This window comes from Sphingomonas sp. LR60 (assembly GCF_036855935.1).
In the GTDB taxonomy this organism is placed as follows: Bacteria; Pseudomonadota; Alphaproteobacteria; order Sphingomonadales; family Sphingomonadaceae; genus Sphingomonas.
This window is the reverse complement of sequence record NZ_JASPFK010000001.1, coordinates 1,471,794-1,483,745: the sequence shown is the minus strand read 5'-3', so window position 1 is coordinate 1,483,745 and position 11,952 is coordinate 1,471,794. Positions and strand designations below refer to the sequence as shown.

Sequence of the window (11,952 nt, the reverse complement as noted above, 5' to 3'; positions counted from 1 at the left end):
GGCGAATGTATTTCGGGCGGGTCACTTGAGCCCTCGCGCGTCGGCGAGCACCAGCGGATCACCGCGCCATTCCGACGGCAGATTGTCGTCGAACCAACGCGCGACCGGCGCCAGCGCCGGATCGGTCAGGTCGCGTTCCAGATACGCCCAGACCCGCGGGCACAGCGCGGCATAACGGGGCTTGCCATCACGCTTCCACAATCGCGCGAAGATGCCGAGGATCTTGGCATTTCGCTGCGCGCCGAGCACATGATAGGCGCGCAGGAAATCCTCGCCCTCGCCGGTCGCGGTACGATACCGCGCCAGCATCGCGTCCTCGATCGACGGGTCGACGTCACGCCGAGCGTCCTGCAGCAGCGACACCAGATCATAGGCGGGATGACCGGCAAGCGCGTCCTGAAAGTCGAGCAGGCCGAGCGTCCGCTCCGCGCCGACCAGCATCAGGTTCTCGGCATGATAGTCGCGCAGCACCGTCACCGGCGTCACGCCCTCGACATGGTGCAGGACCTCGTCCCAAGCTGCCCAATAACGCTCGGCATCGACGTCCGCGCCGATTGCAGGACAATACCAGTCGACGAGCAACCCCGCCTCGCGCTGCAACTCGGCACGGCCATAATCGCGCCACGGCCCGGCCGGCTGCGCGCGCAAGACGACGAGCAGATCGATCGCCGCCTCATATAGCGCCACTGCCGCTTCCGGATCGGCGTCCGCGGTTTCGCGTAGCCGCACGTCACCGAAATCCTCGAGCAGCACCAACCCGCGTTCGAGATCGACGGCATGGATCGCAGGCGCAGCGAAGGCGTGCTCGGCGAGCCATTCGGCCACCGCCAGGAATGGACGCGGGTCTTCTTGCGGCGGCGGTGCGTCCATCAGGATCGCACGACGGGCATCGGCGTAGACGCGAAAATACCGCCGGAACGAGGCGTCGCCGGCCAGCGGCTCGATGCGAGCCCCGCCCCATCCATGCGCGTCGAGAAAGGCGGGCGCGTCCGCCGGCGGAATCATCGTGGCCATCGCCCGTCCCAAGCGTCGGGCGCGTTCCAAGTCAAGCGACGCGCGCCATCGGGGGCCAATGCCACGTCGAGCGCCAGCGCATCCGGCCAGCGCCCAACTCCGGCGCGCTCGGGCCATTCGATCAGCAGCGCCGCGTCGAGCCTCGCTTCATCGAGCCCCAGTTCATCAACTTCGGAAGGATCATCAAGCCGGTATAAATCGATGTGCAACACCGACAGCCGCACCTCTGGCGGGTCGTATGGCTGAACGATCGCGAAGGTCGGGCTCGGCGCTTCCTCGGCCAGTCCGAGCGCAGCGAGTATGCCCCGCGCCAGCGTGGTCTTGCCCGCACCCAGCCCGCCGGTCAGCGTCACGACGTCGCCGGCCTTCAGCACCTCCGCAAGTCGCGCGCCCGCCGCCGCAGTCGCCACGGCGTCCAACAACCGCTCCTCGCCGTGCCTCATCGCCGCGGCAGCTCCACGGTGACGATCGTGCCGGTTTCCGGCGCGCTTTGCAGCGCAATCGTCCCGCCGTGCGCCTCGACGAATTGCTTGGCGAGCGGGAGACCGAGACCGAGCGCTCGCTCGCCGGTCGTTGGCGCACCCTCGCCGGCGAAGCGATCGAAGGCGCGCGATACCTGCTCGGTGGTCATACCGGGTCCGCTGTCCGTCACCACGATCCGTGCACCACGCGCGTTGCCGTTGACCGACAACTCCACCTTGCCATGCTCGGGTGCGGCACCGATCGCGCGGCGCAGCAGATGCTCGACGACCTCCCGAATGCGACGCGCATCGCCAGCCAGCCGCCCTGCCGAGCGCTGCACCTCGACCGCCAGATCGATATGATGCCGCCGTGCAGTGGCGCGCAACGCCTCGACCGCGGCGCGCGCGACGGCCGCCACGTCGATGTCGGCCCGCTCCATCGGGCGCGCACCGCTGTCGGTAGAGGTCAGATCCAGCACGTCGTCGATCAGCAAGCCGAGCCGGTCGACCGAGTCGAGGATCGCATCCAGATAGGCGATCGCGTCCGGCGACAGATCGCCGGCATAGCCACCGTGCAGCATCTCCGCGAAACCGCTGATCGAGGTCAGCGGCGTACGCAACTCGTAGCTCATGTTCGCGACGAACGCGGTCTTCACCTGGTCGGCCGCCTCGAGCGCATCGTTGCGCTCCCGCAGCGCCTGTTCCATCGCGCGGCTGTCGCTGATGTCGAGCATCGTGAACAGCGCGTTGCCGTCGGGCAGCGGCACCGCCGCAAATTCGAACTGCCGCCCGTCCGCCAGCGCGATATGCCCGGCGCGTTGCTGCCGTTCGATCGTCGCTGTGCGCACCAATTCGGCGATCGAACGTGCGCGCCGCGGGTTCGACAGCTTGGGCGCGACCTTCTCCGCGATCACGTCGACGCGCGGATGGCCGGTGAGGAACTCCTCCTCCAGATCCCACAAGGCGCGGAAGCGATTGTTCCAGAGTTGCAAACGCCCGTCCGCCGAGAAGACGCCCAACGCCTCGAACAGATTGTCGAAGGTTGCGGTACGGACGCGCAGCAGCGTGTCGCGCGCGCTGGCGAGCTGCACCTGCTCGGTACGATCCTCGAAAAACACCATCAATCCGCCGTCGGGGATCGGCTGCGCCACGACGCGCAGGTGCGTGCCGCCAGGCAGGTGCCAGTTCTCCTCGACCGCGGTATCGGCATTGACGAACCAGCCGCGCCGCTCCGCCTTCCAGCCGGGGAAGTCGCGGACTTCGGGAACGCGATTGGCTTCGCGCATCCGCTCCAGCACGCGGTCGAACTCGGGGCGATCGGCCAGCCATTCCAGCCGCATCGCGAACATCCGCCGGAACGGCTGGTTACAGAAGACGAGGCTGCGGTCACCACTGAATTGCGCCACGCCCGCCGACAGACGGTCGAGCATCGCACGCTGCGCCTCCGCGAACCGCCGCTCGCGGGCGTGGCTTTGCTCCAATTCTTCGATATCGATGGCATAGCCCGCCACCCCGCCGACCGGCAGCGGGACGTCGTGGATGCGCAACGCCCGCCGCGCGCCACCGATCGTGGCGGGCAGCACACGCTGCTGCGGCCGGCGCTCGTCGCGCGCTTGCGCCGCGCCGGCGGTCGGACTGCCCTGCCCCGAACCGTCGACCAGTTCCAGCCCGCGCCCAACGACATCGCCGGCGTCGCTGCCCTCGACTGCCGTGACATAGGCCGAGTTGACCATCGCGAGTTGCAGGTCACCATCGCGGTACCACATCGGCAAAGGCGCGGCTTCGACCAGCCCGGTCAGCGCATCGAACGCATCAGACAAATCGTTGAAGTCGTTGCCGAGCCGCCGCATCTCGCCTTCGCTGGCGGTCGAATCGTAGAACCACAGGATGACGGCCTCGCCGCGGCGGTCGCCCTGCACGGTCAACGTCCGCCCGCCATCGCGTGCGTGGATCGTATGCGTGAAGGGGCGTGCCGATCGCTGGCAAGCGGCGAGCCCGCTCGACATCGCCGCAGCCTCATGAGGATGCAGGCCCCAGCCTGCTGCCTCGACCTCCTGGAAATAGGCCGGGATGTCAGTGAAGCCCAGCCAGTCGGCCACCCGACGCGCCATCTCGACGCGCCCATCGGGCAGCACCACCATCGGCTGCATCGGCGCGCTCGCGAGCAACGTCTCGATGGTCTCGCGCTCCCGCACCGCTTCGACCGCGCCGGCGCGCGCGCGCAGTCCCAGCGCGATCAACACGACTCCAGCGAACACGAGCAACAGCACGACCGCGCCGATCGCGATCGCGATGCCCGGCGGTAACGGCGTCATAGAGCGTGCGAGATCCGCGACATAGCGCTTGTCTAGGGTCGGCATCGACTAGCGGCAAGCGGCGCGGCGCGCGCTCACGAAAAAGGGCGAGGCCAATGGCCCCGCCCTTCGTTCGCCATCGCCGATCGTGCGATCAGTAGCGATAGTGATCCGGCTTGAACGGCCCCTCGACCGGCACGCCAATGTAACCGGCCTGCTTCGGGGTCAGCTTCGACAGCTGGACGCCCAGCTTCTCGAGGTGCAGCGCCGCGACCTTCTCGTCGAGGTGCTTCGGCAGGACGTAGACCTCGTTCTTGTAGTTCTCGGACTTGGTCCACAGCTCGATCTGCGCGAGCGTCTGGTTGGTGAACGACGCCGACATCACGAACGACGGGTGACCGGTCGCGCAGCCCAGGTTCACCAGACGCCCCTTGGCGAGGATGATGATCTGCTTGCCATCGGGGAACTTCACCAGGTCGGTTCCCGGCTTCACTTCGGTCCACTCATAGTTGCTGAGCGCCGCGATCTGGATCTCGCTGTCGAAGTGGCCGATGTTGCAGACGATCGCCATCGGCTTCATCGCCTTCATGTGATCGGCGGTGATGACGTCGGCGTTGCCGGTGGCGGTGCAGAAGATGTCCGCACGCTTCACCGCCTCGTCCATCGTCACGACTTCGAAGCCTTCCATCGCCGCCTGCAAGGCGCAGATCGGGTCGACCTCGGTCACCATCACGCGGGCGCCGCCGTTGCGCAGCGACTGTGCCGAGCCCTTGCCGACGTCACCGAAGCCCGCGACGCACGCGACCTTGCCGGCGAGCATCACATCGGTGGCGCGACGGATCGCGTCGACCAGCGATTCCTTGCAGCCGTAGAGGTTGTCGAACTTCGACTTGGTGACCGAGTCGTTGACGTTGATCGCCGGGAACGGCAGCTCGCCCTTCTTCGCGATCTCGTACAGACGGTGCACGCCGGTGGTCGTCTCTTCCGACACGCCCTTCAGGTTCTTGACGGTCTCGGTCAGGTAGCCCGGCTTCTTGGCGATGAACGCCTTGACCGAACGCTGGAATTCGACTTCTTCGTCGTTCTCCGGCTCGCCGAAGGTCGCACCGGCTTCGAGCTTCGCGCCCCACAGCGCGAACATCGTCGCGTCGCCGCCATCGTCGAGGATGATGTTGGCGGTCTGGCCGTCACCGTTGACGTCCCAGTCGAAGATCGACCCGACGTAATCCCAGTAATCGGCGAGCGTCTCGCCCTTCACGGCGAACACCGGGATGCCCGCAGCGGCGATGGCGGCGGCGGCATGATCCTGCGTTGAGAAGATGTTACAGGTCGCCCAGCGCACGTCGGCGCCCAGCGCGGTGAGGGTTTCGATGAGGACGGCGGTCTGGATCGTCATGTGCAGCGATCCGGTGATCCGCGCGCCCTTCAGCGGCTGTGCTGCGCCATACTCTTCGCGCAGCGCCATCAGGCCGGGCATCTCCGTCTCGGCGATGTTGATCTCGGCGCGACCGAAGTCGGCGAGGCCGATGTCCTTGATGACGTAGTCGTTCTTTTCGAGCACGGGGGCGGTTGCCACGGCGTTGTCTCCACTCAGATGAGGCCGACCAAGGCATGCACCACACCGATCGGCATCCGCGCGCCTTAGCCGCGATGCCTGCGCGGATCAAATATAAAGGTATCTTTATATGTGATCGGTGCCCATCGGTGGCGCTTCCCGGCGCACGGGGACACTGCCTTGTTCAAGAATATGGACGAGCGGCGACGCCCTGGACCGCGCTCGCATCGAGAACGCGTCAGCTATGACCGCACTGGCTCGACAATAGCCGCGGATCGACGCCGGCCGCGACGAAGCCGCGCGTCCAGCGTTCCTCGACCGGGGTGGCGAACAGCATGTCCGTCGTGTCCTCGACATTGAGCCAGCCGTGTCGCGTCAATTCGACCTCGAGCTGTCCCGGCCCCCATCCGGCATAGCCGAGCGCGACCAGCCATTGCGACGGTCCGGTTCCCGCAGCGATCGCCCGCAACACGTCGAGCGTTCCCGACAGGCGCCAGCGGCCCGCGACATCGAGCGTGTCCTGACCGCCCCAATCGTCCGAATGGAGAACGAAGCCGCGCCGCGGCTCGACGGGTCCGCCGAAATGCACCGGCGCGTCGGGCGCGACTCCGGGCGCGATCTCCAGTTGCTCCAGCACCTCGTGCAGCCCGAGGCCGTTGACGGTCGCGCCCACGCCGATCCCGAGTGCACCCTGTTCGTCATGGCTGCACATCGCAATCACCGAATGATCGAACCGCGCGTCGCCGATGCCCGGCATCGCGAGCAGGAACTGGCCGGTGAAATAGGTCGCTTGCTCCATGGCTGTGACTTAGGCGCTCCGGCCGCGGTTGCCAAAGCTTGAAATCGCCGCGCGCACTCGCCATCGCTGGCGCCCATCCTAACCGGAGTTATCTATATGCCCATCGGTATCGGCGAACCCCTTCCTTCCGTGCAGCTTACGAAGCTTGTCGCCGATGGCCGCGAGCCGATCGACACCGCCGACTATTTCAAGGGCCGCCGCGTGGCGCTGTTCGCCGTGCCCGGCGCGTACACGCCGACCTGCTCGGCCAAGCACCTCCCCGGTTTCATCGAGAAGGCCGACGCGTTGAAGGCGAAGGGCATAGATGAGATCGCCTGCACCGCGGTCAACGATCCGTTCGTGCTGGAGGCATGGGCAAAGGCCAATGACGCGCAGGGCATCACGATGCTGGCCGACGGCAATGCCGATTTCGCGGCCGCGCTGGGTCTCGATATGGACGGCACAAAGTTCGGGATGGGCCGCCGCAGCCAGCGGTATGCGATGGTCGTCAACGATGGCGTCGTCGAGTCGCTTCATGTCGAGGCACCCGGCGAGTTCCGCGTCAGCTCGGCGGATCACCTGCTCGAAACACTGTGAGCGTTACACGCCCCGCCGTTTGACGGCGGGGCGACTTGCCCCGGTCATGCGGACTATGTAACCGTCCGACATGACAGCGAACGACCTCGTCCGGGAACTCGACCGGCTCTACACCGCCTCCGTCGACCGACTGAAGGCGGCGATTACCGCCTATATCGCCGATGGCTCCGTGCCCGAACGCAGCGCGCGAAACGACGGCGCGTTCGCCTATCCCGAAATCCGCTTGCGCTTTGCCGGTGGCGACGGACGCCCTACCCCGATGCGCTCGTTCGGGCGGCTGGTCAGCCCTGGCGACTATCGCATCAGCGTCACCAAACCCGCGGCGTTCGCCGATTATCTGGTCGAGCAGCTGACGCTGTTGATCGAGGATTACGACGTTAAGGTCGATGCGGTCCCGGGGACGCAGGAGATCCCCTACCCCTATGTCATCGAACCGCATCATGCGTTGAGCCTGGACGCGACTTCCGCTGCCGAGCTGGCACGCTATTTTCCGACCACCGAACTGGCGTTTATCGGCGACGAGATCGCCGACGGGCTATGGGCGTCGATCGACGGCACGCGCCCGCTGGCATTGTTCGACGGGTTGCGTACCGACTTCAGCCTTGCGCGGCTGCGTCATTACACCGGCACCCCGCCCGAGCATGTCCAGCGCTACGTGCTGTTCACCAACTATCACCGCTATGTCGACGAATTCGTCCGCTGGGGTGCGCAGCAGGTGAGCGAGGGAGGCCGCTTCACCGCGCTGTCGGGGCCGGGCGGCGTGCTGTTCAAGGCGGGCGACGATCCCGCGATGCTCGACGACAGCGCATGGCGGCGGTTGCAGATGCCGGCCTATCATTTGATGGCCGACGACCGCACGGGGATCACGCTCGTCAACATCGGCGTCGGCCCATCGAACGCAAAGACGATCTGCGACCATCTCGCGGTGATGCGCCCGGAAGCGTGGGTGATGATCGGGCATTGCGGCGGGCTGCGGCCGTCGCAGCGGATCGGCGATTATGTGCTCGCGCACGCCTACCTGCGCGACGACCATGTGCTCGACGACATGCTGCCGCCCGAAATTCCCGTGCCGGCGATCGCCGAGGTACAACAGGCGCTGGCGCGCGCGGCGGAGACGGTGTCGGGTCAGTCAGGCGACGAATTGAAGCGGCGGCTGCGTACCGGGACGATCGTCACCACCGACGATCGTAACTGGGAGCTTCGCTACGCCCGCTCGGCGCTGCGCTTCTCGCTCAGCCGCGCCGTGGCGATCGACATGGAATCGGCGACGATCGCGGCGCAGGGCTATCGTTTCCGCGTGCCTTATGGAACGTTGCTGTGCGTCTCGGACAAGCCGCTGCACGGCGAGTTGAAACTGCCCGGCCAGGCCAATCGCTTCTACGAACGCGCGATCAGCGAACATATGCGGATCGGGATCGAGACGTGCGAGGAGCTGCGTCGCGAGGGTGCGAAGCTGCACAGCCGCAAGCTGCGCGCGTTCAACGAGCCGCCGTTTCGCTGATCGGCTTGGAAACACAGCGGCGTCCGTGCGTTGCGCTCCCGAAACCATCGATATGGGAGCAGATCATGGCCGACGACACCAGCGATACGCCGACGCCGGCGGCATCGAAGCCCGCCACTCCGCGCCGCCGTGCGCCGCGCAAGGCCGCTGCGCCGAAGGCGGCGGCGCCTCGGGCTGCCAAGACGAAGGCGACGAAGTCGGATACCAGCGCCGCCCCCGCCAAGAAGCCGGCGACCAAGCGCGCCCGCGCCACGCCGGCGAAGCCGCGGGCCACGACGGGCCGAAAGTCCGCGTCGCGCAGCGAGTCCGCGATCGACAAGGTCGGCGGCAAATGGGGCGCGGCGGCGATCGCCGGCGGCGTCGCGGCGATCGGTGCGGCAGCGACGGCTGCGCTGCTGACGCTACGTGGCTCAACGCCCAAGTCGCCGCAGCTTCCTGCACCCGACGGCGCGAAGAAGGCCAAGGCGCATCAGCCGGATGGCAAGGATTCTTCCAAGTCATTCGAGGCGAAGATCGCCGACGAGAACACGATCCCCGAGAAGGCGTGATTTCGTCCGACGCCCCGGTTTTCTTCCGGGGCGTCGCTTACTCGCGAGCAGAAGAAGCGGGATCCCGGATCAAGTCCGGGATGACCGGGATTGAGCCTTATCCTTTGAGAAAGCTTGCGATCGCCTGGCCGAGTTCGGCTTTGGTCACCGCACTCATGTGGTTGCCCGGCACCTCGACATAGCGTGCCTGCGGGAGCGCGTCGGCGAGGGCGGGCGCGGAGCCGTTGTCGTCGTCGTCCTTGCCGCTGACGACCAGCACCGGCTGCACGATCGCCTCGAGCGTAGCCTCGGGGGTGCCGACGAACGTGTCGATGATCCCGAGCAGCGCGACGGTATCGCCACCGGTCGTCTTCAGGAACGCCTCGGCCATCCATTCGGGGCTGCCGCGTTCGTGTTTCCCGAGGTTGGTCAGGATGTTGCGGAAGTGTCCGGCGCGGCGGTCGGCGCGAGTGATGCCGTCCAGGCCCATGCCGGCGATCACCACGCGACGCGGCGTCGCGCCGGTCGCGAGCATCCGTACCGTCGTTCGCGCGCCCAGCGAATAACCGCCGAGATCGTAATCACTCAACCCGAGATGAGCGAGCAACGCGTGACCATCCCGCGCCAAAGCGTCGGGTGGGTATGACGCGCTGTCGTGCGGTCGGGCGCTTTCGCCGTGTGCCCGCAGATCGGGCATGATCACCCGGAAACCGGCCGCGGCGATCGCGGCGGCATGGCCGTATTTCAACCAATTGGTCTGCGCATCGGAGAAGAAACCGTGGATCAGCACCACGGGGCGCCCTTCCCCCAACTCACGCCACGCGATCCGCTGTCCGTCGAAGCTATCGAAATATCGGGTTTCAGTCGGGGACATGGCCGCGCGTTTCCATCCATTGGCTGACGATGTTCGGGAGATCCTGCGTCCGCTTCTCGGGCAGGTTTGCCGTGTCTCTCCAGGCCGGGTGGCGGCTTTCGACGCCGAAATGTCCGACCGGTTTCAACCGGTGCGCTTCGTCGAAGCTTCCGACCGTCAGGTCCAGATTGTCCGACCTCACACCTTCGTAGGTCAGCGGCGTGCCGCATTCGGCACAGAAGCCGCGCTGAGCGATTTCCGACGAAGCACGACGATCGGGCTGGCGGGTCGTCCAGGTGACCGCGGCGCGGGGCACTTGTTTGAGCGCCGCGAATACGCCGCCGGTCGCGCGCTGGCACATCCGACAATGACAGAGATAGGCGTCGTCGTCGGTCACCACGACGCTGTAGCGTATGCCGCCGCACTGGCAGCCACCGGTCATGATAGGGCTCATGCCGCCGGCTCTACGCACCGGCACGCGCCGCGTCCATCGATGCTGCGTTGCAGCACACCACCGACGTGGATAGGGATTGCTTGTGACGCCGGACCAGCCCCTGCCCCATTCCGCCATCGAGGACGCCTATGCGCTGACGCTCGGCTGCATCCTCGTTGTGCTCGGGCTGGCGCTGCTGCACGCCGCCGGGCTGGTGACGGGCGGGACCGCGGGAATCGCGTTGCTGATCTCCTATGCGGTGCCGCTGCCGACGGGCGCGCTGTTCACGTTGATCAACCTGCCCTTCATGTGGCTGGCGTGGAAGGCGATGGGACGGCGTTTCACGCTGCGTACCGTGCTGGTCGGTGCGGGGGTGGCGGCGTTGGGGACGTGGACGCGGATCGGACTGACGATCGCGCATATCGATCCGGCCTTCGCGGCGCTGGCGGGTGGATCGGTGATCGGCTTCGGTGCGCTGGCGCTGGCGCGGCATCATGCCGGGATCGGCGGGACCGGGGTGGTGACCTTGTGGCTGCAGAAGACGCGCGGATGGAACGCCGGACGGACGCAGATGGCGATCGACACGCTCATCCTGCTGACCGCGCTAGCGTTTCTGCCGCCTGAGCGGGTCGGGTGGTCGGCGGTGTCGTCGGCGGCGATCAGCGGGATCTTGATCGCGTGGCATCGGCCGGGGCGGTATCGCGGGTATTGAGGGGGCGTACGGCTGCCCCCTCTCGACGGCCGTCATCCCCGCGAAGGCGGGGATCCAGAACCTATGACGTCAGGGCTCTTTCGAAGGCCTGCGCGTCTGGATTCCGCCTTCGCGGGAATGACGGGTAGAGTATGCTTACTCCGCGGTCAGCACCGCCTGGAAGTCTTCCTCGCCGGTCTCGTCGGCCTTCTTGAGATGCCGGCGGCCGAGCAGTTCGGCGATCTGCACCGCATTGAGCGCCGCGCCCTTGCGGAGGTTGTCGCTGACGCACCACAACGCCAGGCCGTTCTCGACCGTGGGGTCCTCGCGGACGCGGCTGACATAGGTGGCGTCGTCGCCGGCGCTTTCGATCGGGGTGACGTAACCACCGTCCTCGCGCTTGTCGATCAGCATCACGCCGGGCGCTTCGCGCAGGATGTTCTGCGCGTCCTCGGCCGACAGTTCGTTCTCGAACTCGATGTTCAGCGCCTCGGAATGGCCGACGAACACCGGCACGCGCACGCAGGTGGCGGTCACCTTGATCTTGGGATCGAGGATCTTCTTGGTCTCGACAACCATCTTCCACTCTTCCTTGGTCGACCCGTCGTCGAGGAAGCTGTCGATGTGCGGGATGACGTTGAAGGCGATCTGCTTGGTGAACTTTTTCGGCTCGGCCGGGTCGCCGACGAAGATGTTGCGGCTCTGCTCGAACAGCTCGTCCATCCCGATCTTGCCCGCGCCCGACACCGATTGATAGGTCGCGACGACGACGCGCTTGATCGTGGCGGCGTCGTGCAGCGGCTTGAGCGCGACGACCATCTGCGCGGTCGAGCAATTCGGGTTGGCGATGATGTTCTTGCGCTTGTAGCCGTCGATCGCGGCGGCATTCACCTCCGGCACGATCAGCGGCACGTCGGGGTCCATGCGGTAGAGCGACGAATTGTCGATCACGGTGCAGCCCGCCGCGGCGAACTTCGGCGCATAGACCGCGGTGGCCTCGCTGCCGATCGCGAACAGCGCCATGTCCCAGCCGGCGGGATCGAAATGCTCGATGTTCTGCACCTTGAGCATCCGGCCGGTGTCGCCGTACTCGATCTGGTCACCGACCGAGCGCGACGAGGCGAGCACCGCGATCTCGTCCGCCGGAAACTGCCGCTCGGCGAGGATGTTGACCATCTCGCGCCCGACATTGCCCGTGGCTCCCGCCACTACTACCCGATAACCCATCAAAACCTCCGCTGATGGCCC

The 11,952-nt window shown here is 66.5% G+C and carries 12 protein-coding genes; 4 read left to right on the top strand and 8 right to left on the bottom strand.

Annotated elements, in window-relative coordinates; genetic code table 11:
* Window positions 1-21: 21 nt before the first annotated feature.
* From QP166_RS06780 to QP166_RS06760, 5 genes are all read right to left on the bottom strand, one after another.
* The gene (locus QP166_RS06780) at window positions 22-1,005 is read right to left on the bottom strand and encodes an aminoglycoside phosphotransferase family protein (RefSeq protein WP_333917278.1); all 984 of its coding nucleotides are present in this window, start codon (window positions 1,003-1,005) and stop codon (window positions 22-24) included.
* On the bottom strand, window positions 1,002-1,457 hold the full coding sequence (tsaE, locus tag QP166_RS06775) for a tRNA (adenosine(37)-N6)-threonylcarbamoyltransferase complex ATPase subunit type 1 TsaE (RefSeq protein ID WP_333915235.1): 456 nt from the start codon (window positions 1,455-1,457) through the stop codon (window positions 1,002-1,004). The genes QP166_RS06780 and tsaE overlap by 4 nt, the downstream gene beginning before the upstream one ends.
* Entirely contained in the window at window positions 1,454-3,790 is a 2,337-nt protein-coding gene (locus QP166_RS06770) for a PAS-domain containing protein (protein WP_443027245.1), read from the bottom strand. The genes tsaE and QP166_RS06770 overlap by 4 nt, the downstream gene beginning before the upstream one ends.
* 133 nt (window positions 3,791-3,923) lie before the next feature.
* A complete protein-coding gene (ahcY, locus tag QP166_RS06765; protein WP_443027193.1) occupies window positions 3,924-5,345 on the bottom strand; it encodes an adenosylhomocysteinase in 1,422 nt (473 codons plus the stop codon).
* 217 nt (window positions 5,346-5,562) lie between these two features.
* A complete protein-coding gene (locus QP166_RS06760) occupies window positions 5,563-6,123 on the bottom strand; it encodes a YqgE/AlgH family protein (protein WP_333915233.1) in 561 nt (186 codons plus the stop codon).
* Between the two features lie 96 nt (window positions 6,124-6,219).
* Between QP166_RS06760 and QP166_RS06755 the strand changes: the two genes are divergently transcribed.
* From QP166_RS06755 to QP166_RS06745, 3 genes are all read left to right on the top strand, one after another.
* Entirely contained in the window at window positions 6,220-6,699 is a 480-nt protein-coding gene (locus tag QP166_RS06755) for a peroxiredoxin (protein WP_333915232.1), read from the top strand.
* A 70-nt stretch (window positions 6,700-6,769) separates the two neighbouring features.
* Window positions 6,770-8,200: an AMP nucleosidase gene (locus QP166_RS06750; RefSeq protein WP_333915231.1), complete on the top strand. Its 1,431-nt coding sequence runs from the start codon at window positions 6,770-6,772 to the stop codon at window positions 8,198-8,200.
* Window positions 8,201-8,265: 65 nt separating this feature from the next.
* Window positions 8,266-8,748, top strand: a complete 483-nt coding sequence (locus QP166_RS06745) for a hypothetical protein (protein ID WP_333915230.1) — start codon at window positions 8,266-8,268, stop codon at window positions 8,746-8,748.
* A 97-nt stretch (window positions 8,749-8,845) separates the two neighbouring features.
* Here QP166_RS06745 and QP166_RS06740 read toward each other — a convergent pair whose 3' ends face one another.
* Together QP166_RS06740 and QP166_RS06735 are read right to left on the bottom strand one after the other, a co-directional pair.
* The gene (locus QP166_RS06740) at window positions 8,846-9,601 is read right to left on the bottom strand and encodes an alpha/beta fold hydrolase (RefSeq protein ID WP_333915229.1); all 756 of its coding nucleotides are present in this window, start codon (window positions 9,599-9,601) and stop codon (window positions 8,846-8,848) included.
* Window positions 9,588-10,022: a GFA family protein gene (locus tag QP166_RS06735; protein ID WP_443027192.1), complete on the bottom strand. Its 435-nt coding sequence runs from the start codon at window positions 10,020-10,022 to the stop codon at window positions 9,588-9,590. The genes QP166_RS06740 and QP166_RS06735 overlap by 14 nt, the downstream gene beginning before the upstream one ends.
* Before the next feature lie 94 nt (window positions 10,023-10,116).
* Here QP166_RS06735 and QP166_RS06730 point away from each other — a divergent pair, with 94 nt between their 5' ends.
* Entirely contained in the window at window positions 10,117-10,725 is a 609-nt protein-coding gene (locus QP166_RS06730; protein WP_333915227.1) for a YitT family protein, read from the top strand.
* A 135-nt stretch (window positions 10,726-10,860) separates the two neighbouring features.
* Here the strand turns inward: QP166_RS06730 and QP166_RS06725 are convergent, their stop codons facing one another.
* Entirely contained in the window at window positions 10,861-11,931 is a 1,071-nt protein-coding gene (locus tag QP166_RS06725) for an aspartate-semialdehyde dehydrogenase (RefSeq protein ID WP_333915226.1), read from the bottom strand.
* Between the last annotated feature and the right edge of the window lie 21 nt (window positions 11,932-11,952).